The following is a 24,272-nucleotide window of genomic DNA, read 5'->3' as shown; positions in this document are numbered from 1 at the left end:
TAAGACGAAACGATGGAAACGTTATAATTGACAGTTCAAAACTCGAAAGTATATACTATAACCAGGCATTATAAGACATGTCGTATCACATTATGATACAACATCGAATAAATTAGGTTATTCGTATCTATTTAAAGGAGGTGATGTTTATTGACAGGGCATTATTTGCAGGATGCGATGGCATGTCCGCATCGTTCTATGGAAAGATGCAGTCAATGATCAAGATTGCGAAAATAATGATTTGAAGTCGTACGCGTGGAGAGTATCGATTAGCAAGGAGCTCGGACTACTGCTGTTGTTCAACAAATTTAAAGCGTTTTCAAAGGGGGATTTGTATGAAGATTAATGCGACAGAGAAGCGCGCGCAGATCCTTGTCATTGGCATGCTGGCGGCGATGACGGTATTATCGGCCTGCTCGGGAGGAGAAGCCAAAAGCGGCAAGGAGAACGCGGCAACTCAGGAGCCGTTCGATCTCTTTTTCCTCGGATCGACGGATAAGGAACGGTTTTTTCGGGAACACGGCAACGACATTAACAAAAAATTTCCGAATATCAACATTAACTACTATCAGCTCGCAGCCAAGACGGATGAGGCCAAAGGGGCATTGTCGATCGACGACGCGCTTGCGCGAGGAATACCGATCGATATTATGCATATGGCTCCCGCCAATATTAAGCCTTATTTAGTCGACACCAAATTGGCTTACCCCATCGACGACTTGATCAAAAAGTACAAATACGATCTGAACATCTTATATCCCGAAGCGGTCCAAACCTTAAGAACGATATCCGGCGGCCCGCTGTACGGGCTTCCTAACAACACAAGCATTCACAAAATATATTACAATAAGGATCTGTTCGACAAGTTTGGCGTGGCCTATCCGAAGGATGGTTTAAACTGGGACGAAGTGTATGAGTTGGCCAAAAGAATGACGCGCACCGACGGCGGACAGCAATACCAGGGCGCGATTATCCCGTTCTCCGGCATGATGGTCCTGAACCAGCTTTCTGCGCCTTTCGTCGATCTGAATACGAATAAAACGGTGTTCGTCTCCGATCCGAAATGGTCCAAATTCTCCTCCAACCTCGTTCGCTTCCACCAAATACCGGGAAATAGCCCGCAAGACGCCAGCTTGTTTACGACAAAAGGAACAGCGGCGATGCTGATCGCCGCAACCGATTTGAACGCCAGCTGGACGACGAATTGGGATATCGCGCAAGCGCCGGTGTTTGCCGATATGCCGGGAGTAGGCAGTATGGCATGGGGCAGCACGTATGCCTTGGCCAGCACGAGCAAGCATAAAGAGGAAGTGTTTCAGGTGATTGCCCTCCTTTCCTCCAAGGAGCATATGCAGCAGATGGAACGATTGGGCTCGCTGACCGTTCTGAACGATCCGAACAAGAAAAAGGATTTCGGCAAAGATATTGCCTGGCTTCAAGGAAGAAAAGTCAATATGGCCGCGATGTTCCAGGACAAGATAGCACCGCCTTATCCGCTGTCTCCCTACGAGGGGCTGGCCCAGGCAGCCTTGAACAAGCAGTTGAACGATCTCGTAGCCGGGAAAGTGGTGGACATCAATACGGCGCTGAGACAGGCTACCGAGGAAGCCGACAAAGCGATTCAGGCGGAAATCGAAAAGACGAAAAGGTGATCCATTTTGCAACAAAAACAGCCTGCCGGAATTCGAAAGGAGTCGTAGTTCCCGTAAGTCAAGGTCCCCCTTAGTCCAACGAAGGCTCGAGAAACGTATCCCCGATTTCAAAAACGCATTCAGCACTGAAAGTCTGGTTTACATCGAAGCGCAAAGAAGGAAAAGAAGCCCGATGGAATCTGCCTGGTCCTAGGCGCAATACGCCTTAGAGAAGGTGATTCGCTCGGGCTTCCCAACTGGCGAGTTGAGGAACCAAGTCGTCGCTTTGTTTCCTACCGCTTCAACTATTGCTGTTTCGTAATCGAAGCAATTTTGAACGTATGCTTGCCATCCCATGTGAAATGCGGATAAAAGTTTTGCTTGCTCGTGCCATCCTCATGAAACGAAAAGCCGGGATCATGCTCAGCTAAGATCAGTATCGTTTTGCCATCCTTCTTGACGACTTCGCCGATTTCAAAGCCGGTTGTCGGACCGCTCGGATGCTCGATGATGACGTATTTTCCTTTTGCGGAAGCCGGTACATCTTGATCGACAACGATCGCATCAGCCTCATCGCCACTCGCAATGCGCTGGGTACCCGCAACAGTTCCCGTTACAGCGGCTTCCCCAGAAAGCGATTGGTCCTTCCATTGGAGCAAAGCTCCGTTAATTACGTTCATTTCTTTTACAACGCCGTTGACGATTCGGATAAAGCCTTGCTCACCGCGCAGCTTCACATCGCCGGCTTCCAGCAGCTGATCAGGCGCATATGGATTGCTAATCATAATATCTGTCGTATCGCCATACGTGACCTGCACCGCAACCGCTCCTTCAATTGCGTTTTTCAGCGGCAACCGCACCGCTTCCGTAATCCGTGCAGGCGCATCCTTGTAGGGCTCCATCACATGAACGAATGTGCTTTTCAAGTTTGTTCCGTCACGGCGAAGCACCAGCTTCGGCATCGTGTATTTGTCTGCCTCGTCATCGTTATCGTACAGCTTGCCATTAACCCGCAGCGAGCGCAGAGACGGTGACCGGCCAAGATACAGCTCATTGCTGCCTGGCTCTAACAGCCCTGTAATGTTCAGCTTTGCCGCTTCGGCATTTGTATGGGAGGTGTTGATCGTCAATTGGTATTGATCGCCCTTCAAGCTCGCCTGCTTCACATCGCGCACATAAATGTAGCCCGGATATTGGCCCTCTGCGCTGCCGCTGCTGGAATTCGTCGTCGGCAGTTCAACCTTCGTCCCCGGAGGCAGCAAATACGGTCCATAGTCGCTTAGCTCCAGACCGGTCGTGAATTCGGCATCGACATTGGCATCGCCCTGCAGTGTGTATTCATGTCTCGAACCGCCGGAGACACGGAACACATCAACGATATACCCGCTTTCGCCTTTGCCATCGGCATACGGAATGAACCATGGTTCACGGCTGTACGTGTCGGTTACTTGATACGCTGACTCATAATCGACCCGCATCGTCTGGAACGTGCTGCCCGGAATGAAGGAACGAAGGCTGCCGCCATGCTTCGCGTCTGCACCGATCAATGAATTGCTGCTGTTTACGACGACTGTGTTATGCGACATCGTAGATAAGGCGAACCAGCGATTCATGCTGTTGTGGGTGTAGCCGAGATCCGGCAAAAGCTCCTGACCCTTCGCAAACAGCGACAAATTTAACGAATCATAATGCACATGGCCATACTTCGGCTGGAAGCCCAAGTACAATTGCATTTGATTTAAACCCTGGCCGCTGTTCAAACGAGCGATGCGCGCGGCAGGCAATACATACGAAGGTCCGCCTGTTTTCGCATCGGCGACCCGATCGACTGCCCACGAATCCATAATCGGCAGCGCTCGACCATCGGGGTAAGCGAGACGCTTGCCGATCTCCATCACCCGGTTATAGCTTGGGAACTTATCTTTCATCTCAAGCTTGTCAAATCGCTTCCCCGTACGCGGCGAAATGTAGCCCGGCGGATCGCTCCATCCGTTTAATTGATCGGCTACCGCCTTAAGGCCGGCCACGGTTTGCAAATGATAGCTTTGCGTAACTTCCTGCCAGTAGCCGTCAGACAGGAACATCCCGTTCACCATCGCCTCCAACAGCTCGATGACGCGATGAATATAATCCGGCTCCTTCATCATTTTCGCCGCAGTAATGAGTCCCTTCCACGGCTGGAACGACATATTGCCCAAATATTCCGGATACGTCAGGATCATTTCAATCGAAGGCTTTAGCATGTTTTCCACGATTTGCTTCTCGACATCTTCGCCCGTATGCGCCTTCATGACCTCAAACGCATTGGTTTGCTTCAAGAAACCATACGCATTAAAAATACCTGCCATGTTCGGCAAATCGTTATACCACCAGCGATCCCAGATCCCTCCCCAATAGGCATACGGCGGGCCGGCTCGGTAATCATACATGAGATTGCCATGATTGCTGCCGCTTACACGATCAACCGTCGGGTTGTAGCCTTCATAAGCTTTAGCCAATGCCTGCAAGATTTGGGCGGCTCCAAGCGGATCACGCGGATACAGCGCCGCCATCTGGCTGATCGCTTTGGACTTTTGCAAATACCACATATGGGCCGTGATGAAGAAACGCTGGCCTTGCTCATCTTCATAATACGGAATTTCTGCCAGCTCTCCCTTACGGTTATACGCTTGCAGCTTTTTGTTTTCGGGAAACCGGCTGTTCGGATATTTCGTGCCTGTTTTCGTTGCGACCAAGCTTTTCCCGTCTGCGCTCAGCTGATATAAATTCGTCGGATACAATTCAGGCATTTCCGGCAAACCGACAAACAGAAATCCGGGCTGCGGAGGAATCAAATCCATAATGCTTTGAACCGTCGATGATGGCTCCTTCCATTCCACCTCGCGAAGGGGGCTTGTATCTTTCGCCACATTTGCATTTGCCGCAGCAACTTGAGCCTTATACAAGCTTTCGCCCGCAGCGATCATCGTTTCCCGGTCGATCTGAAATAACGCCATTGCACGCTGCTTCTGCTGCACGACGAGCTGAAGCTCGTAAATGCCTGGAAGCAGCGGCGACGGATGCTCAAATTCCAGCTCAAGCGTAACTTGATCGCGCCCTGCCTTGCCCGCAGACCGCAACGTTACATTCGATAACTGCTCGCGCTTGCCGTTTGGTTCTTTCCAATAAAGCTCGATTTGTTCAGGCGATATTTTGGAGCCTTGAACGGTTGTGACAAGCCGCTTTTTCGTGTAGCTGTCGTAAACCATCGTCGTATTTTGAGCCATTAAGCTATCCGGCTGCTGTGCTTGGCTTCCCTGCTTATCTGCTTTATCTGCTTGTTTGGCTTTGCCAAAATAAACGGTTCCAAGCCGGTCCTGGTCGATCAGGTTGACGCGGTAACGAGCGGTTGCACCTGAATCATGCCATTGGTCCGAGTTGCGAACGGGTACCCAGGAGGCCAGCGGCTGCGTATACAGCTTATGAACATGCATGACGTTAATGCGCCATTCATCGCCCTCACGAATTTGGCTTGCGATCGAATCCTTCGAGGCTTTCACGATCTCGCTGTACGGAACATCGGCTTCCAATACCAGATTTTTTTCAGTTTCATTCAGCTTAAACTGCACACCGGATACGATTCGCCTTCCGCGATCCGCCGACAAATTCGCAACGTCCGGATCAGGATTCCAGATCGTCTGGATAACGGGGTCGCCTTTTGCAACGACAGGAATCGATACTAAAAAGTATGGCTCCTCATTTTCGTTGCCATCCGCTAACGTCGAACTGCTGCTCCGTGCAGAAGGAAGCTTGAACGCCAGCTCGACCCGATCCAAGTCTTGAGCGCCAGCCTTCGCGATCTCGGCGCTAATAAATAGATGCTGCTCATCATAGGCAAGCTTATAATTGGCTTCATAAGGCAACGGGTTAGCGGAAAAAGCTTGCTGCAGCGTATCGAGCAGTACCGCTTGACTCCACATCGGTTCATCCAGTTTTCCGTCGATAACCGGGGCCGCATCCGTTCGTGCCGCAACGATCCATTTGGAGGACATCGGCTGGAAAGCTCCAGCCGCATCCTTCCCTGTCCCTTCACTTGGTTGTGGTTGTTTGCTCTGTAATATCCCGAATATTCCGCCAAGTACGCCAAGCACCAATAAAGTCGCTCCTGTATAAATCCGTATTTTTTTATTCATGCCCATTTCCCTTTATGGATTTACTTTTAATGCATCGAAAGGAACGGTGTAGCCCGTCGAGCTTGCATGATGGGTCCAATTGGCCACGACCCGTATGACGTGAGCTCCCTCCGGCAACGCTCCGGTATGAAAGGTGACTTGCTGGTAGAGGATCGGACTGCTTTTATAAAAATCGACCGTCGTCACATACACGCCATCCACATAAATATCGCCCTTACCTCGAGCCGTATGCCGGTCTGTTATAAGCGATGCCGCGCCTCCGTAAAACGGAATCTCCACATAGGCTTGACTTTCAAATCCGAGCTTCATCGTGCCGCCATAGTACGAGGTAGACGTGAAGTTCCTCCAGTCGCCCGTGTAATGGACCATCGCATTCGTATCATCAATCGTGTACGTTCCGGACTGAACCGGAACGACGGCAATCGGAGCGGAGCCGACCGATACTCGGCCGAACGTATCAATGCCATACACCTTATACCATCCGCTTGATAAGCCATACGTCGATAGCGTCACACATTGATCCGCAAGCGCCGAAACGGAAGCGCCCGTACCATATACAGCAGCCATAATCGAAGTTGCGTTTGGCGTAGTCGCTTCGGGCACCAGATATAACGTTCCGGCTTTCCCGCTCGTTGCTGCGATCGGTTGTCCGACTGTCACTGCGCCTGTCGTCACGTCATACAGCTCAAACGGAAGCGGCAGCGTGATGCTGAGTCCATCGAACGAAACGTTAATCCCTGTCGAGCCCGTAGAACGTTCGCCGACGACCTCGAGCGAAATCCTATGCACGCCTTCCGCCAACGTCCCCGTACTGAATACGGCTTGCTGATACTGAATCGGACTGGTGTATAGATCGATCGTCGTTACATATTCGTCGTCCACATACACCTTCATCAAACCTCGCGCAGTATGCCGGTCGGCAATCACCTGCGCAGCTGTCCCATAAAACGGAATATGCGCGATCGCATTTTTCTCGCGTCCAAGCATCATCGTTCCATTGCTGTATAAGGAGTTGGAAAACGAATCCCATTTTCCGACGTAGGTGATGAGCGGACTTGAATTATCCATAGCTTTCATATTGACCGGAAGAACGGCAAGCGGCTGGCCCTCCGATACGAGCCCCGAAGCTCCAATCGCATACAACATATAACGTCCGGCCGTTAATCCAGACGTACTGATCGTAAACGGCACACCTGAGCTAGTCGTGACCCTTTTGCCATTCAGCAGCGAGGCCGCTTCAATCGCAACCTTGTTGCCGGCTGTTCCCACGGGTACGAGATGGGCTGCCCCAGCTCCCGTGCTTGTGGCAGCAATCGAATCGCCAAGCAGCGCGCCGTATTTCGTCACATTTTCAAGCTTCGGCGGAAGCGGCTTCGTCAGATATACCGTCGGTGCTGTTGTCGTACCGGCAACGGTGAACTTGCCGGAAATGCTCCACACATAATCCGCTCTGTTCGCCGTTACATATTGCGCGCCGGCAGGCACATTCGTCAGCGTATACTGTCCGTAAGTATCAGTTACAACCGAATTATGGGTTAAGCCTGCAACGTGTACCGTTACACCCGATAACGGGTTATTGTCCGCATCCCGTACATATCCGGTGACCGTATTGCTGCCGCTGACCGGCGTTCCGGCCGTAAATGTGCTTTTGCTGTTTCCTTTGATGCTGAACGTGTGATTCCCCGTCCACTCTTTGGCCGGATAATACGTCTGATGGGAATCGCCCGTGCTCGTAATCGTAAATCCGGGATCATGCTCGGCGAGCACGAGAATGGTGTTGCTTCCGCTTGGGATGACTTGACCGATTTCCAGACCCATCGTCGATTGGTCCGGATGCGTCACGATCACATATTGACCGACAGCTTCGCTGCCGACACTCGTATCGACAACGAGCGCATTATAGCTATCGCCATCCGCGAGCCGCTTCGTTTCTACGATCGTCCCTGTTTTTGCGCCGGCCGAGGTCACCTGCTGCGCCCCCTTCTGAAGCAGCGTTCCGCCCTGCAAGGTCATCTCCCGCACTTGACCGTCGATCAAGCGGATAAAGCCGAGCTCGCCAGTAAGCGTAATATCGCCGACAACGAGAGGCGTCGTTGGGTGGTTCGGATTGCTCAGCATAATATCCGTCGTATCGCCATACACCACTTTTACCGCAACAGCGCCCTCCGGAGCCGAGGTAGGGACGAGCTTTTCAATGACTTCCAACCGCGAATCGTCACCGCGGTACGGTTCCATCACCGTTACAAAGGTGCTCTTCAAATCGGTTCCATCACGACGCAGCACAAGCTTGGGCATCGTGTATTTCACAACCTCGTCGTTATTATCCATCGACGAACCGTTCAAACGAATCGAGCGAAGCGAAGGCGAACGACCCAGGTAAAGCTCGTTTGAGCCGGATTCCAAAAATCCGGTAATATTCATCTTGGCTCCCGGCGTACCGTCCGTTTCCGTAACGAGGGTTACGTCATAGCGATCGCCTGCGAGCTCCGCTTCTTTCACATCGCGAACGTAAATGTAGCCGGGATAATGCCCTTCTGCCGAACCCGGTGAGCTGTTCGTTGTCGGCTGAACGACCGTAGTACCCGGAGGCAATAAATGGGGGCCGTAATCGTCCAGCGTCAGGTCGGTTTCAAAATAAGCATCACGATTCGCATCGCCTTGCAGCGTATACTCATGACGGCTGCCGCCCGATACGCGGAACAAGTCAAGCACATAGCCCTGCTCGCCAGTACCACCCGCAAATGGAATAAACCACGGTTCCCTGCTGTACTCATCCGTTACCGGATAGGCGCTTTCGTAGCTGGCGCGAGTCGTCTGGAAGGAACCGCTATCTGGCACAAACGTTTCAATATTGCCGCCATGCTTGGCTGTGCTGTTGACGTTCATATTGCTGCTGTTCACAACGACTGTATTGTGACTCATGGTCGATAACGCAAAGTAACGGTATATCGAGTTGTGCGTATAACCCAGATCCGGCAGCAGCTCCTGCCCTTGCGCGTAAAGCGTCAGATTCAACGGGTCATTATGAACGTGACCGTATTTCGGCTGGAAGGCCAAGTTCAACTGAGTCTGGCTTTTCCCTTCCCCGCCGACAAGCCGTGCGATTCGAGCCGCAGGCATCAGGAACGAGCCGTCATTAATAATGGGCGCAGATACGCTGGCATTTGCCCAAGTGTCCATAATCGGGAGCAGCTTACCATCCGGATACACCAATTTATTGCCGTATTCAATGGCTTTGCCGATGATCGGATACTCTTCTTCCATATCCAGATTATCAAACCGTTTTCCTGTGCGCGGCGATACGTAACCGACTGGGTCGCTGTAGCCTTTCAGCGCATCGGTAACGGCTTTCATTCCATTTACCGTCTGTAGATGATAGCTTTGCGTGACTTCCTGCCAGTAGCCGTCCGACAAAAACATCGTCGATGCCATGCGATCGATCTGCTCCACAGCGCGATGGACGTAGTCCGGTTTGTTTAATGCCTTGCCCACTTCGATTAAGCCCGACCAAGGCTGGAATGACATATTGCCTAAATAATCCGGGTAGGTGAGCACAAATTCAGTCGACGGGATAATCATACGATCCACCACATATTGCTCCGCGTCAAAACCCAGCTCTGTGGACAATACGCTGAAAGCATTCGATTGCTTCAGGTTTGTATACGCTTGCAGCAACGGCTTTATCGTGGGCAGATCATTGTACCACCAGCGATCCCAAATTCCGCCCCAATACGCATAGGGAGGGCCGGAACGTTTATCGAACGAAAGATTGGCATGGTTGCTGCCCGCTACACGGTCCACAGTAGGGTTGTATCCTTCATACGCCTGTGCAAACGCATACAATATTCGTGCTGCACCGAGCGGATCGCTGTTAACGAGGCTTGTAATTTGCGTTACTGCCTTTTTCTTCTGCAAATACCACTTATGCGCGGTAATAAAATATTTCGTCCCTACCGCTTCATAATACGGGATCGAAATCGTTTCATCTTTGCCGTTTTTTAGCGTAAGCGCGTTTGATTCCGGATAAGTGCTGTTTGGATAAACGGTTGATGTTCGCGTAGCAATAATCGATTGATTATCCGGGGCCAATGTATACAGATTGCCTGGATATAAATCCGGCATTTCCGGCAAACCGACAAAAATAAACCCTGGCTGTGGCGGTATCATCGCGATAATGTTATTGACGGTTGTCGATGCCGCGCTCCACGAAACGATTTTCGTCGGCGTTCCTGGCGAAGCTGGATGTTGCGCCTCGAAATAGGCATTGCCTGCATCGATATAGGCCTCGCGATCAAATGTAAAGACGGCCACTCTTCGTTCTGATGCGGAAGCGGGTTTAATAATCGCCTGCACATTGTACATGCCTTGGACGGTAGGGAAAGGATGGGTAAAACTCAGCTCATAATCGCCTGAGCTGTTCGTTAATGTAAACGTACTTAGCGGCTGCCACTGACCTTTCGCCGCTTTCCAATAGAGCTGAACATCGGCAGACGTGAGTGACGAGTAATTCCCCGTACCGACTCCACTCAAATCGGATGCGCTGAATGTGATTTTCTTTGTTGTTAACCCGTCATATTCCAATAGGGTGTGAGTTGCATATGTATCCCATAGGACCGTACTGTTTCCGGACGGAACTAACGAGTAGGGTAAACGCGAAAAATAAATGCTTCCCAGCCGGTCTTGATCGATCACGCTGGCGCGCACGCGAGCGGTCGTTCCTGCTTCATGCCATTGGTCCGAGTTGCGGATCGGCACCCACGAGCTGAATGGCTGTGTATATAAGTTCTGAACATGAATTATATTCATTCGCCATTCGTCGCCGGCATGGACGCCCGTTGGAACGATACTCGTCAGCGGAATCGCCATTTCAATAATCAGGGAATTGGTTGTAACCGCTTTCTGAAAGTCGTAAGCGGTCAACGCAACTTTGCCATCATCCGCGGATAAGTTGTTCACATCAGGCGATGGATTCCAAACCGTCGTCAGCGTTGGCTGCTGTGCCGTGCTTAACGGAATCGTTATCGCCTGAAAATTTCGAATGCCATCCGTTATTGCATCGGCGGGACTTAGCAGCACGACAATATTTTGCAGCGTATCTGCTTCCGTTCGTGAAATTTCTCCGCCGATATACAGGGTGTCGTCGTTGTAAGCAAGCTTGTATTCGGCGCTGCCTGTCGGAGGCTGGTTGTAGTAAAAGGTTGAAAACTGATTGACGGTCGCCGCGCTGCTCCAGATCGATTCATCCAGTTGGCCATCAATGACAGGATCTGCCGACCATTCCGGTATAACCGCCCATTTGTCTGATCGATGCGCAATCGGCTGCGGATCTACAGGATCTGCTTTTACGGGCAGCGGCACGCCAGCTGCAACAGAAGCTGCGATAATGATGGACATACAACCGGAGGTCCATTTTTTTATTAGCTTCATCATGTTCACTCCTTTGTCGTTATCGATCGAATAACGGTTACTTAATTTCAAGGCTGATCCGCTCACAAAGCTGCTGTTCGTCCAGCATTTCTGCCCAATATTGTTTCATTAAATTGGTTAATTTTTGAAACGAGGATATCGGGATATTCAGTTCGGTTAAAGAACGAAACGTCCCCAGCGTCTCCCGATACAGCATATATCGCGAAGGCGTGTATAACGTTTTGTCATTCAATGTGCATGGTAACGTTGCAAGCGAAGGAGCGCTTAAGGTTTGATTCCAAATATGCTGCTGAGCGCGTTCAGAGGCACAATATTCAATAAACAGCTTTGCTTCTTCCAAATGTGAGGAAGCGCGCGTTACACCGATCCCTAGCCCTAGGACAAACGTGCTCATCTGATGAATGTGCGGAACAGGCGCTATATCGTATTCGATGTTGGAATCATTCCACGAATTTAAACCCATGTACGTATTCAACGTCATCGATAGCTTGCCTTCTATAAACATCCGATCAATATCCGAGTTGCTTTCTGATAAATAAAAGGGCACCGCTTTTCGATTATGCAGGATGTTTTTGGATGTAGTAATGCTTTGCAGCAGCTTCGACCCCATGATCGATTGGACTTGACCCTTTTCCCGCTCAAAACGTTCCCCGCTTTGCAGCAAAAATAACGGCCAGCGGTACATCGATTGAATTAAAAATGTAAAACCGTAGCGGCCTTTGCCGTCGGAAAGCATTTCCGCGTGGTGAATCAAATCCTCCCATGTCCAGCTTCCATCAGGCTCGGCCAAGCCCAGCTCTCTGAAATGCGCCTTATTGTAGCACAGCACAAGAGGCGACACCACGATTGAACGCATGTGCTGCCTATTATCGCAGTAAAACATCTGCTCGATTTTGCGATACATGCGAGTATTCACATGCAGCGGCGCAAACACATTCGTGCCGTATGTTTCGATAGCATACTGAAACTGCACATTATCGAGCATAACCAGATCGTGATATTCCCTGTTCGGATTGTACTGGCCTCCAGATTCAACCATATGGATCGTTATCCACGGGTATAAACGATGAAAATCTTCCAGTAATCCCGAGAGCTGCAAGTTCCTCTCCATAACTGCATTACATACAAGCATCAGTTTGACAGGGGGACGCTGAGCAGCAACCTTGTTGCCAATGCTAGCGATTTTCTCGATCCAGCCCTCTTGCTCCAATTGGTCAAGTGCGCCTCGCAGTGCATAATTGCTAACACCGAACATGCGCTCCAATTGCTTTTCTGCTGGCAGGAACTGCCCCGCTTTATAAGTTCCGTCCATCATCGCATGCTGAAGCAATTCCTTTATATGTTCGATTTTTTGCTGGAACTGCACTTTCGTCGGTCGATTCCGCATGATTACACCTCGTGTTGTTTTCCTAAAATGTAGTACGCTCTTACAGCTTTCCCCCCTCCCGGATGTGTGAGAGGCAGCACACATAGTCGTCTTTACTTTTCAATCAACTCATAAAAAAATTTTTTTTACGAGTCGTTAACCCATATTATGGAATCACCAATACAATTCGAGTGTAAATTTAATAAGCAATGTTGTCAATTGTAATGTAATGCGTCGGATTCGTTTATTTGGTTTATTTTATGAGTCGGTGCAATATGATGTTATAAGGGCTTAAAAGGCAAAGATCGCCAATCCTCTGCCCGAACGAGCCGAATGATTGACGATCTTCTTTTTTATAAGCCTTGAGCTATCCTGGCTGCCGCCGTCGCACGTTTTGCCAGGAGCCGAGCGCTTCCGGCTCGAAGGCCTGATATAGCGAAACCATTGAAGGCGTGTTCAAATTGTCCAGGCAATTGGCCTCTACCGCTTCGCCTTATAAAACTCATGGTACAGCTTCATCAGCGCCCGCTTCTCAATGCGCGACACGTATGATCGCGAGATGCCGAGCTCCTTGGCAATTTCCCGCTGCGTCCGTTCCTCCCCTCCGTGCTCCAGGCCGAATCGGCCGACGACGACCTCTTTTTCGCGATCGTCCAAAATATCCAAATTTTTATATATTTTCGATTTCTCGATTTTGAGCTGAACCTTGTCGACGACATCGTCGGCTTCGGTACCGAGGATATCGATCAAAGTAATTTCGTTGCCTTCCTTATCAGTTCCTATCGGGTCGTGCAGAGAGACGTCCTTGCGCGTCTTTTTGAGCGAGCGCAGATGCATCAAAATTTCATTTTCTATACAGCGCGCCGCAAACGTGGCCAATTTGGTCCCTTTGTCGGGCGAGAACGATTCGATCGCTTTGATCAGCCCGATCGTGCCGATGGAAATGAGGTCCTCCAAATCTTCCCCGGTATTGTCGAATTTTTTGACGATATGGGCGACGAGGCGCAGGTTGTGTTCGATCAGCAGGTTACGGGAAACAGCGTTTCCCTCCGCCATCTGTCTCAAATGCTTTAATTCATCCTCTTCCGCAAGAGGCTGGGGGAAGGCGTTATTCTTAACGTAAGAAACGAGCAATAATAGTTCTTTAATGAATAACGTAATACTCGAAAAAAGTCCAAACACTGCTGTCACCCCTTATGAAGAGTTAGTTACAGTTTATGTGGGCGTTTACCCAACAGTGCCTGTACGGAATGAAAATACTAATTTTCCGCCGCTTCGGGCAGCCGGCTCGCTGTCGACAAAAGGCGCAAACAAAAAGGCACAGTCCGTCCGGACCATGCCCTCCTTATATCGAATAGTTCAGCTCCGGCCGAATCCGGTTCAGAAACTGCTTTGTCCGCTCCTCCTTCGGAGCGCGGAACAGCTCGCTCGGCTTCCCCTGCTCCACGATTACACCGCCGTCCATAAAGACGACGTGGCTTGCGACATCCTGGGCAAATCCCATCTCATGGGTGACGATAATCATCGTAATGCCTTCCTTCGCGATGCTGCGGATGACTGCCAGCACTTCGCCCACCAGCTCGGGATCGAGCGCGGAGGTTGGCTCGTCGAACAGGATCACCTCGGGATTCAAGGCGAGCGCCCGAGCGATGCCGACCCGCTGCTGCTGGCCGCCGGACAGCTCCGACGGGTACGCATCCAGTTTGCTGCCGAGCCCGACCTTGCTCAGCAGCGCGATGCTTCGGGCCTTCGCTTCCTCCTTGGGCTGTTTTTGGACGACGAGGAGCCCTTCCATCACGTTCTCGAGCGCGGTTTTGTGCTTGAACAGATTGTACTGCTGGAATACCATCGCCGACTTCCGGCGGAGCCGAAGGATGTCCTTTTTCCCCGCCCGTTTGCAGTCCACGGCAAAATCGCCTATGGCGATACTGCCGTTATCCGGCCTCTCCAGGTAGTTCAAGCAACGCAGCAGCGTCGTTTTGCCCGAGCCGCTAGGTCCAAGAATCGCCACGACCTCCCCGGTGGACACGCTCAGATCGATCCCCTTCAGCACCTGATGGCGGCCGAACGATTTCGTTATATTCGATATGGCGATCATAACCCCATCCTCCTTTCGTGACGGCTGTATTTCCCCTCCAGCCAGCCGAACAGCCGTTCGCACAGCCAGCAGAGGATCCAGTAGACGATGGAAGCGTCCGCGTACATTTCAAGATACCGGTAGCCTTCGCCCGCAACGATTTTCGCCTGCGCCATCATCTCAATCACCTTAATCGCGAAAGCAAGCGACGTGCCTTTGATTAAATTGATAAAAATATTGCCCAGGTTTGGAACGGCTACGAGGAACGCTTGGGGTGCGATGATGCGCCACAGTCCTTGCCGGGTCGTCATCCCGACGGACAACGCCGCTTCCATCTGGCCGGAGTCGGCCGCGCCGAGCGCTCCCCGGATGACCTCCGCCTGGTAGGCCGCCGAATTGATCGTAAACGCGATCAGTGCGACCCCGAGCGGCGATATTTCCTTTAGCGGAAGCTGCAAGCCCCATTTTTCGCTAAGCAAGTCAAGAAGAAGCGGCGTTCCGTAAAACGCCACATAAATTTGCACAAGCAGCGGGGTCCCGCGAATGAAAGATACATACAAAGCGCCGAGTTTATCTAACACCGGCACCCGATACAGCCTGCACAGAGCGATCGCGGAACCGATCAGCGTACCGAGGAGCATCGAAATGACGGCGATCAGCATCGTAACGGGCACGCCTTTCAGCACCTGCGGCATATGTTCGATGGCGAATTGTAAACTGAATTCCATACGTCCTCCTCCCTTGTTTAACCCGCCAACGTGACCCGGCCCTTCCGGTAACGCTTCTCCATTCCGACGAACGCCCGCTCGAGAGCGGCGCTCAGCACCCAGTACATAAGCGCGACGATCATGTACATCCGCAAGCTGTTCGCGCCGTAATTATTGCCCAAAATGATCTGCACCTGCCCCATCATATCGGTAATGCCGATCGAGAAGGCGAGCGACGTTTCTTTCAGCAAAATGAGCACATTGTTGCCCAGATTCGGAATGGCAATGCCGAAGGCTTGTGGCAGTACGATCCGTCTCAGCATCTGTCCGCTGCTCATACCGATGCTGTATGCGGCTTCCAGTTGGCCGATCCCTACGGCGAGATAAGCCGAGCGGATGACCTCGGAAAAATAGGCCGCGCTGTGCAGGGAGAAGGTGATAACGGCGAAAATGAGTTTATCCCAACCGTTCACATCGACGCCCGCCAGCATGAGCAGTTGCGGCAGCCCGTAGTATACGAGAAACAGCTGAACGATCGTCGGCGTGCAGCGCATGAAGGAAATGTAGCACGTAGCTAGAGCGTAAGGGATCGGCCTTCGCTGAATGCGAACGACGGCAATTCCGAATCCGAGCAAAAGGCCGAACAACAGTGACAGCAGCAAAATCGAGAGGGTGATCGGCAGCCGCTCGGCAATCCGCTGGATCAAGGTTAACGTTGTATCCCATCCGGACGCGCCCATGTCCGCTTACCCGTCTTTCCGGAATTTATAGCCTTGCTGTACGTACTCCAGGCTTTTGAAGACGTCGACGCGGAACCATTTCTCCGACAGCTTCGGCAGCGTCCCATCCTTGATCAGCTCCACTGTTTTCTCGTCGATGATTTTGGCCAGCTCCGTCTGGTTTTTGTTAAAGAGCAGGTAGACCGGTTCCTTCGAAATAATGCCGCCGACTTTCAAATTCAGGTTCAGCTTTTTGACCGCATCTTCAAAATGGACGACGTTCAGCAAATGCGCATCGTATTTTCCCGACTCCACCAGCTTCAGATCGTCGGCCGGCGTCGTTTTCTCCACATCTTCGATTTTGATCTCTTTGCCGGGATGGTTCAGGTTATAATCTTTCAAAATGTAGCGGAACCCGGATACCGGCGTCATCGGTACCAGCTTCTTGCCGACGAGATCGTCCAGTGTCTTGATATCGTTTCGTTCCGGCTTCACCGCAAGCGCCGTAATGGAGTAGCCGAATTCCTGCTGCGGGTACAAATACTTTTTCTCGCGCTCCGGATTTTTGAACCAGAAGTTTGCGGCGAATGCATACTTCCCGGTATCGGTCCCGATCAATTGGCCTTCGTTGTCGGCCGACTCGTACTCGAATTTGTAATCCGGCAGCTTCTTCTCCAGCTCCTTCAAATAGTCGATCATAAAGCCGGCCGGTTTGTTGTTTTCGTCCAAATAGCTGAACAGCGGCACCGGGACTGTATTCAACGCGGCTTTGACCACTTTCGGCGTCGTTTTGGCGGACGATCCCGACTGGCCGCCTGCGGATGCCTGCGTAGCCTCCTTTCCGCAGCCTGCAAGCAGCAGCAGTATTGCAGTGACGATTAATAGTGCGTGCATTGGTTTGCGGGTGTATACATTCATGTCGGTTTCTCCTTTGGCAAAATGGATTTATGGCTATGACCAGCGGTTGACGGGACGGGCAAGACCGAGATGGTCGCGCAGCGTGCTTCCCGTATATTCGGTTCGGTACCGGCCCCGCTTCTGAAGCAGCGGCACGACTTGCTCGACGAACTCCTCGAGTCCGCGGAAATAATGGGACGGCATAATGTTAAACCCGTCGCACGCTCCCTCGTCGTGCCACTGCTCCATCAGATCGGCCAGCTGCTCCGGCGTGCCGGTAAACGTATGATGTCCGCCGGCGGAGACCACGTGCTTGCTCATTTGCCGGATCGTCGGCTTCTCGCGCTCCCCCAGATCTTTCAGCAGCTGGAGCCTGCTTTTCTTGCTGTTGTTCGACGCCGGATCGATTTCCCAGTACGGAAACGGGGCGTCGAGCGGATACGTGCTCAGGTCCACATCAATGGTGCCGGACAGCGTCTTCACCGCGATTTCGGGAAGCACGAGTTCGTTAAACTGCTCCTCGCGTTCCTTCGCCTCCTTCTCGGTCGAGCTGAGATACGGCGAAAGCCCTGGCAATATATGAAGCTGACCGGGCATGCGGCCGTACTGGCTCAGCATTCCTTTCAGCGCCGTATAGTACGCCTTCGCGTCGTGCAGGTTATCTTGGGCGGTAAACACAACCTCCGCCTTCTGCGCCGCGAACTGCATGCCGCTCCCCGAAGACCCTGCCTGAAACAAAACCGGATGCCCCTGAATCGGGCGAGGAACGTACGAGCTGCCCTGTATCGCGAAAAAGTCGCCGCTATGGTCGATTTTGTGCACTTTGGCAGGATCGTAATAAAGCCCGGATCTGCGATCCGCCGGCAGTGCTCCATAGTCGCGGCTATCCCACAGCTTCATAGCTACTTCGACGAATTCATTCGCGCGCCGGTACCGCTCGGCATGGTCCATATGCGCCTCCTTGCTGTACTGGGAAGCGAGACGCGGGTCCTGCGAGGTGACCATGTTCCAGCCGGCGCGGCCGCCGCTCAGATGGTCGAGCGTAGCGAAACGGGTGGCGACATGGAACGGATCGTTGTAGGTCGTGGACAACGTGCCGGTCAGTCCGATATACTCCGTCGCCGAAGCCATGACCGACAGCAGCGTTAACGTGTCCGGCGTCGGGATCGGGCGCTCCTCGAGCACTTTCCCGTTTTGCTCGCCGATCGCGATCTGCTCGAGCACCAGGATCGTATCGAACAATCCTTTCTCCGCCAGCCTGGCGAATTGCCGGTAGAAGCTCATATCGAGCATACGGTCCGCCTCCGTTTCCGGGTGCCGCCAACCTACGGTATGCTGACCGGTATTTAACAAAAATACGCCGAGATGAAGCTGCCTAGCGCCGCTCATCGCCTCGCCTCCTCTATGTCCCGCTGACGGGCCGGAACATCCGGCAGCCCCAGACGGCTGCGCAAGACGCCGTCCTCGTAATCGGTGCGAAACAGCCCTTTTCGCTGCAAAATCGGTACGACTTCGTCTACCAGTTCCTCTATTCCGGCCGGCAGCAAAGCAGGCTTGACGTGAAAGCCGTCACTGCCGTAAGCGCGGTACCACTCCTCCATCCGCTCGGCCAGCCCCTCCGGTGTTCCTACGAATACGTGCGGATCGGGCAAAGCAGCGATAACCCCCTCCTGCGATTCGGCCGCGCACTCTGCAAGCTCCGCCGCCCTCCGGCGGGCCTCCTCCTTGGTAGAGCCCAGTATTGGAGTAACGTTCATCAGCACCTTGACGCTGTCGGGTGCACGCCCTTTTGCGGCAATCCCGGATTTGAGCCGTTTGTATAAGTCGGCGGCTTGTTCGGCGCTTCCGGCCGAAGCAAACACAAGCTCCGCCGCGTCCGCTCCCGTAACAGCCGCTTCCTCTTCATCGCCGTACACGCCGATCCTCACCGGATATCCTTGCGGGGGACGCGGCAGGCTTAACGGTCCGCGCACCCGGAAATAGTCGCCGGCAAAATCGATCAGATGCACCTTGCCCGCATCGATATACCGGCCCGAAGCCCGGTCGACGATGACGGCGCCGTCCTCCCAGCTGTCCCACAGCCGCTCGGCTACGTCTACAAACTCCCGCCGCCGCGCGAGCTTCTCCGTCCATGCTAGCTCCGGCGGTCCGCCGCGCAGCCGCCTCGGCTCCGTCTCGTCGGCAATACTTGCAACCCAGGCGAGCCTGCCGCCGCTTAAGTGATCCAGCGCCGCAAGCTGGCGGGCAACGGCAAACGGTTCGATCGCGTTTGTCGATGCGGCCGCGCCAAGACCGATATGGCTCGTCACCGAAGCGATCGCGCCAAGCAGCGTGAAAGGCTCGAGCGGCAAGCCCGGCTCCCTGCCCGCTGCTCGCAGCCCGTCGGTTATGGCCGTATGATCGAGAAACAACAGATCGAGCTTGCCTCGTTCGGCGGTTTGGGCCAGCGTGTAATAATAGGCCGGATCGAGCAAACGGTCCGGCTCTGCCCCGGGATGCCGCCAGCTTCGTGGATAAAAGCCCGCCCCCTGAACGGAAACGGCAAGACTCATTTGCCCCGTTCGAATGCCCATGTTCGCCACTCTCCTTTTGCCGAACCAAAAAAGGCCAAGACCGCACCGCTGCCGCGTGTGACGATCTTAGCCTCCGGTTGTCCGGTCAGCAGTTTCATGTTTCAATATGTGTTTCATTTCAGTGTCGCAACCGGATTCTCTGGATATGAAATCCAGTCGCTCCAGCTCCCGCTGTACAGTCTGACGTTCGTGAATCCCGCCTCGGCGAGAGCGAGTACGTTCGGGCAAGCCGTAACTCCCGACCCGCAGTACACAATGATTTGTTCGGACTTCTCCAATTCCCGGAAATGCTCCTTCAACAGCTCGGGCGTCTTCAAACGTCCTTCGGAAGTAAACACATCCTTCCAAAAGTAATGCACCGCTCCGGGGATATGGCCCGCCGTTTTGTCGACCGGCTCCTCCAGTCCCTTGTACCTGCGGATTTCGCGCGAATCGACGAGTATCGTCCGCCGGTCTTCGAGACTCCGTTCGACGTCGCCCGTTTCCGCAAGCAAGTCGCGCCGGAGCTTTGGAACGAACGTTTTCCCTGCTCTGGACGGGACGTCCGTTGTAATTTCAAACCCGCTGCGGCTCCAGCCGCTGTACCCGCCCTCCAGCACATACACGCGGGGATGTCCGTAATACGTAAGCAGCCACCAAAGGCGCGACGCCATTGCGCCGCCTTGATCATCGTAAGCTACAACGATCGCATTCTCGCCGATACCCGCAGTTCCAAGCTTGGCCGCCAGCAAGTCCGGATCAGGCAGCGGATGCCTTCCGCCATGAAGGCCGACCTCCGCGGACAAGTCGAGCTCAAGATCGAAATAGACCGCACCCGGCAAATGCCCGGCCTCGTAGGCCTGTCTGCCCGCGAGCGGGTTACTCAGAATAAACCGGCAGTCCACTGCGATCACGTCCGGATCGCGCAAATGCTCACGGAGCCATTCGGCACTGACAGTAGATGACAATCGGACCCACTCCTTTTTTTTGAAAAAGCAGTTGAATTCATTTAATTCTTATCGATATACTAGGTTTAATGAAGCGAATTGTCAACGATTTGAGTAAAATAAGTTGCCGCTGACCATCATCGATGAAAATGCCCAATATTTTACATCCAGAGAGGGGCTGGGCTAAGCATGCTGAAGGACCAACTGCACTATATGTCGATCCAGGAAGTGATGGAGCATCTGGACGTCAGCCGTTCGACGATCGACCGCTGGCGCAAGCATAAGCGGCTGCCGAGCATCAAGATCGGCAAAGAAATTTATTTTGACAAATATGAAGTTCAGCGCTGGTACCGCGAAATGGTCCGCACGCCCCGCACTCTAGCCGAGACCGCCTCCGAGCCGGTGCTGACGATCGGATACACGGCGGTTTCGACGCATATGTGGAGCCCCATCGTCATGAAAACGTTCGGCCTGCTCGACAAGGAGCTGGCCCGCATAAGGCCGCACGACCGGATCGATGTTCGCTGGCACCGCGCAAAAGACGGCATGGAGCTGGTCAAAGGCTTACTGGCGGGTCATATTCACATCGCAACGTTCGGAGACTACGCCTTCTCGGTAAGTCAATTGCTCGGCCGGATGATGCCGGACTTCCATCCCGTACTGCTCGCCGGCGCAGGCAAGTCGCCGCCAGGCAGCGGGTTTGCCTTCGTCGTGCCGCGCGGAGTCGATCTCGAGCATCCATCCGAACTTGCTACGCTCCCGCTCGCAACGACCACCCGCACGAACAGCGAATACCGGCTGAGAAAAATGCTGGAGTCCTACCAGTTGCCCGAGCTGAATATCGTTCACCGCTCGATCGAGGACAGCCTCGAGAGCTTGCGCCAGGGCAGACTCGGCGCGACTATGATGTGGGAGCCTTATCTCAGTATCGCCCGGCACGAGCGGATCGGCGAGCCGATATTCGAGCGCGAGCTGGGCTCGGCCTTTTTTGCCGGCGTAGCCGCGGAGAAGGGCTGGGTTCGGGACCATGAGGATATAACGGTGGCATATTTGAAAGCCCACCTGCACGCCAGCCGTTTGTTCCGCGAGCAACCGCAGCTTGCGGCGCCGGCCGTTTGCAAAGAAACCGGGCTGCCGCTGGAAGCGGTCCTCCGTTCAATCGCGAACATTCGCTGGGACGCGGCGCTGTACAAGAAAGACCTGAAGCTTATCGAGCATGTCGATCCGGTTTTTCCGCTATCCACTCATTTACCCGCCGCAGAAACCGATATCGCCTATTCCATCCATTATCTTCGCATCGCGGCCCAGGAGCTGAAGCTGCCCGTCCCTCCCGCCGCTCCGATTGAGGGAGAGTGGCAGCGGCATATGCTGTAATAAGAAGCCTTATTGCAGGGCGTATCGATAGAAGGCCTGGCCTAGTTCGATCTCCTTTGCCGATGCCGCATAAGGGGCGGACACCGCGGCCGAGGAACGGAACCGGAACTTCCGCTAAACGCTGCATGTTCCCCCTATAACGGAACAAGTTGTTCCCCTATGGCCTTGGAAAGAGCTGGATTCGCCTTATTTTGCCGACTTAACGGAACATGAACTTCCGCTATCGAGCGGTATCCAACTAATCCTCGCACCATAACGGAACTTTCGGTTCCGCTGCTGCCAGATCGGCTGACAGCGGCTTCGCCTCGCGGCAGAGATTGAGCCGCTCTCTATTTTCATTCCATCTAGGATCGACAAAAAAGAGCGGGCCGCATCAGCCCCCTCTTCCCCTTCCAGCGCTCTGCCACTCGGCCTTTTAGGCCGACACGCCGCTGCCGCGAACGACTATCGCTTTATTTTCCTTTACAAGCCAGACGCAAACGAATGCATACACCGCGAGCACCGCAAATGGCGTCGCCAGAAAAGATTGCGCCGTCGCGAAGTAGCCGGTAGCGGCCGCAGTCAGCACGGTGGCGGTGGACAGAAAGAAATATGCCTTGCTTCTGTAAATAACCCCGAACGGCAAAAAGTGCGCTCCCGTCAAAACGCCGACGGTAAACGGAATCCATTCGGGCTCGCGGAACAGGATCAGAATCATTACGGGCGCGAACAGCATTTGCATCGCTCCGACGACTCCTGCCAGCGTGCCGAGCGGATTGCCCTGGGCAAACATGTCCGCCTTCATCAGTTTGGACATGGCGAGACCTAGCGGAAATATCGCGCCGATGCCGAAAATGTACACCCAGACCGTAATATGCTGCGGGAGAATACAGCCGGCTATACCGGCCGCTAGCCAGAACAGACAACCGGCTGTTATCATCGGCACTCCCCGCTTGGCCGACGCGGATAAACATTTGCTCATTTCCCTATAATGCTGCTCCATCGCTTTCATTGCCAATCCCCTATTCTCTGTGTAGTCACTCTCATGCCTTCGTGTCGTGCGACGCTGAAGGGAATTGTATCCAACAAGGGAAAACGCACAAAATCTGTATTGATTGTGACACAAGCCGTCCGTCTTTGGCAACCGCTTTGTCCAGTCAGAGCCATCGCAACAGAATTCTGAGGGCAACACACGGCCTGCCCGGCTTCCGTTATAGATTTCGCCACGGAAATCATGTAACATTTGGAATGGAAATTCAAGCGATTTTCGGAGGTGCTACGATTGACGCAACAGCAGATCGCAGGAGCGGACGATATCCGCTTCCGCGAACCGATTTATACGTTCCATGACGCATGGACATCTTGGCTTGCCGGCGAAAAGTTCCCGATCGCCTTTTTCGGCGACAGCACATTTGACGGGTCGAACACATCCGACTGGACACGGAACACGCTGGGGGCGGACAACTTGTCGCCGAACGCGTTTTCGGCCGTGCTGGAGCGGCTGCTCCGGCAAGCGTCGAACCATTCGGAGCTGCGCGTGTACAACGCCGGCTTCAGCGGTCAGACAGCGAACTGGGCCACTGGCGTGCTTGAACAGGAGTTTGGCGAAAGCTCCGCGTACAGCGATGTGCGTTTGATCGGGATCGGCTTCGGCATTAACGACAGGCTCGGTTTTCCGAACGAGAACGCCTATCGCCTCAGCTTCAAAACGTCGATCAAGAGCATCATCGAATGGTGCTACGCGAAAAGCATCCAGCCGTTTCTACTGACTACGCAGGCGACAGTGGAGCCGGGCGTAATCACCCAATACGCCGGCACATACCCGATGCGAACGAGCGAGCACATCTCCGTCGCAAACGAAGTCAAGCGCGAGCTTGCCGCCGAATACGGCCTGGCGCTGATCGACCTGAACCGGTTTACCGAGCTGCTGCTTCTATACTCGTCCATTCCGGCCCGTACGCTCATATCGGACCGGCTTCATTTCGGCGATATCGGCCACAGGGCGGAGGCACAGTTTCTGTTTGCCAAGCTTTGCCCTCGAACCATCTTCGCGGACGGGTATACGAAAGTTGACTACTCCAGCCAGCATGTATTCGACTGCGTGCCCGAGGATTGGTTGACGATGCCGGAGGCGCCTACGGACGCGTTCAAAGTATTCGTCGATTACGAAAAAGCGGATCGTGAAGATAAGCCGCTGTTATCCGCCTGGGTATTCGTGTGCTCCAAAAAGAAGCTTACGCTCAAGGCGTACCGCTCGGGCTGCCCTCACACTTACGTCCGCATGAACGGCGAGCGGAAGCCGCTGACGGGAGCGGAAACGGTGCTGGGCGAACTGGATATCGGTCTGTACCGGTTGGACGTTTATTCGGGCGAAACGGACAGAGCCGATTTTAAAGGATTCCTTTTGGAGTAGAGCCATCTTTC

General features: G+C 53.3%; 16 protein-coding genes. 3 read left to right on the top strand and 13 right to left on the bottom strand.

Going from position 1 to position 24,272, the window contains the following annotated elements; genetic code table 11:
- The first annotated feature begins 335 nt into the window (after window positions 1–335).
- Window positions 336–1,652 carry an ABC transporter substrate-binding protein gene (locus D7M11_RS20350; RefSeq protein ID WP_120749086.1) on the top strand — a complete coding sequence of 439 codons (1,317 nt, stop codon included), beginning with the start codon at window positions 336–338 and terminating at the stop codon, window positions 1,650–1,652.
- Between the two features lie 284 nt (window positions 1,653–1,936).
- Here D7M11_RS20350 and D7M11_RS20345 read toward each other — a convergent pair whose 3' ends face one another.
- The 12 genes from D7M11_RS20345 to D7M11_RS20295 form a co-directional block, all read right to left on the bottom strand.
- Window positions 1,937–5,662 (bottom strand): heparinase II/III domain-containing protein, encoded by a 3,726-nt coding sequence (locus tag D7M11_RS20345; protein WP_205127090.1) that lies wholly within the window; start codon window positions 5,660–5,662, stop codon window positions 1,937–1,939.
- Window positions 5,663–5,815: 153 nt separating this feature from the next.
- On the bottom strand, window positions 5,816–11,197 hold the full coding sequence (locus D7M11_RS20340; RefSeq protein ID WP_205127089.1) for a carboxypeptidase regulatory-like domain-containing protein: 5,382 nt from the start codon (window positions 11,195–11,197) through the stop codon (window positions 5,816–5,818).
- Between the two features lie 70 nt (window positions 11,198–11,267).
- Window positions 11,268–12,617: an extracellular solute-binding protein gene (locus D7M11_RS20335; protein WP_158606740.1), complete on the bottom strand. Its 1,350-nt coding sequence runs from the start codon at window positions 12,615–12,617 to the stop codon at window positions 11,268–11,270.
- Between the two features lie 459 nt (window positions 12,618–13,076).
- A complete protein-coding gene (sigK, locus tag D7M11_RS20330) occupies window positions 13,077–13,778 on the bottom strand; it encodes an RNA polymerase sporulation sigma factor SigK (RefSeq protein ID WP_120749082.1) in 702 nt (233 codons plus the stop codon).
- A gap of 163 nt (window positions 13,779–13,941) precedes the next feature.
- Window positions 13,942–14,694, bottom strand: coding sequence for an amino acid ABC transporter ATP-binding protein (locus D7M11_RS20325; protein ID WP_120749081.1), 753 nt, complete (start codon window positions 14,692–14,694; stop codon window positions 13,942–13,944).
- Window positions 14,691–15,401, bottom strand: a complete 711-nt coding sequence (locus D7M11_RS20320) for an amino acid ABC transporter permease (RefSeq protein ID WP_120749080.1) — start codon at window positions 15,399–15,401, stop codon at window positions 14,691–14,693. The genes D7M11_RS20325 and D7M11_RS20320 overlap by 4 nt, the downstream gene beginning before the upstream one ends.
- Window positions 15,402–15,418: 17 nt before the next feature.
- Window positions 15,419–16,120 carry an amino acid ABC transporter permease gene (locus D7M11_RS20315; protein WP_120749079.1) on the bottom strand — a complete coding sequence of 234 codons (702 nt, stop codon included), beginning with the start codon at window positions 16,118–16,120 and terminating at the stop codon, window positions 15,419–15,421.
- A gap of 6 nt (window positions 16,121–16,126) precedes the next feature.
- Window positions 16,127–17,017 carry a transporter substrate-binding domain-containing protein gene (locus tag D7M11_RS20310; RefSeq protein ID WP_205127088.1) on the bottom strand — a complete coding sequence of 297 codons (891 nt, stop codon included), beginning with the start codon at window positions 17,015–17,017 and terminating at the stop codon, window positions 16,127–16,129.
- Window positions 17,018–17,050: 33 nt separating this feature from the next.
- A complete protein-coding gene (locus D7M11_RS20305) occupies window positions 17,051–18,385 on the bottom strand; it encodes an LLM class flavin-dependent oxidoreductase (protein WP_120749078.1) in 1,335 nt (444 codons plus the stop codon).
- Window positions 18,382–19,569, bottom strand: coding sequence for an LLM class flavin-dependent oxidoreductase (locus tag D7M11_RS20300; RefSeq protein WP_120749077.1), 1,188 nt, complete (start codon window positions 19,567–19,569; stop codon window positions 18,382–18,384). Before D7M11_RS20300 ends, D7M11_RS20305 begins: the two co-directional genes overlap by 4 nt.
- Window positions 19,545–19,667: a hypothetical protein gene (locus D7M11_RS37780; RefSeq protein ID WP_275671720.1), complete on the bottom strand. Its 123-nt coding sequence runs from the start codon at window positions 19,665–19,667 to the stop codon at window positions 19,545–19,547. The genes D7M11_RS20300 and D7M11_RS37780 overlap by 25 nt, the downstream gene beginning before the upstream one ends.
- Before the next feature lie 15 nt (window positions 19,668–19,682).
- Window positions 19,683–20,516: a sulfurtransferase gene (locus D7M11_RS20295; RefSeq protein WP_120749076.1), complete on the bottom strand. Its 834-nt coding sequence runs from the start codon at window positions 20,514–20,516 to the stop codon at window positions 19,683–19,685.
- A 168-nt stretch (window positions 20,517–20,684) separates the two neighbouring features.
- On the opposite strand from D7M11_RS20295, the gene D7M11_RS20290 reads away from it, so the two are divergent.
- Entirely contained in the window at window positions 20,685–21,869 is a 1,185-nt protein-coding gene (locus D7M11_RS20290) for a helix-turn-helix domain-containing protein (RefSeq protein WP_120749075.1), read from the top strand.
- A 415-nt stretch (window positions 21,870–22,284) separates the two neighbouring features.
- On the opposite strand, the gene D7M11_RS20285 is transcribed toward D7M11_RS20290, so the two are convergent.
- Entirely contained in the window at window positions 22,285–22,860 is a 576-nt protein-coding gene (locus tag D7M11_RS20285; protein WP_120749074.1) for a DUF7010 family protein, read from the bottom strand.
- Between the two features lie 270 nt (window positions 22,861–23,130).
- Here D7M11_RS20285 and D7M11_RS20280 point away from each other — a divergent pair, with 270 nt between their 5' ends.
- On the top strand, window positions 23,131–24,261 hold the full coding sequence (locus D7M11_RS20280) for an SGNH/GDSL hydrolase family protein (protein ID WP_158606739.1): 1,131 nt from the start codon (window positions 23,131–23,133) through the stop codon (window positions 24,259–24,261).
- Window positions 24,262–24,272 lie beyond the last annotated feature (11 nt).

Source organism: Paenibacillus ginsengarvi (genome assembly GCF_003626695.1).
GTDB lineage: Bacteria > Bacillota > Bacilli > Paenibacillales > NBRC-103111 > Paenibacillus_AB > Paenibacillus_AB ginsengarvi.
The sequence above is the reverse complement of the archived record's forward strand: the minus strand, read 5'-3'. Positions and strand labels throughout refer to the sequence as shown.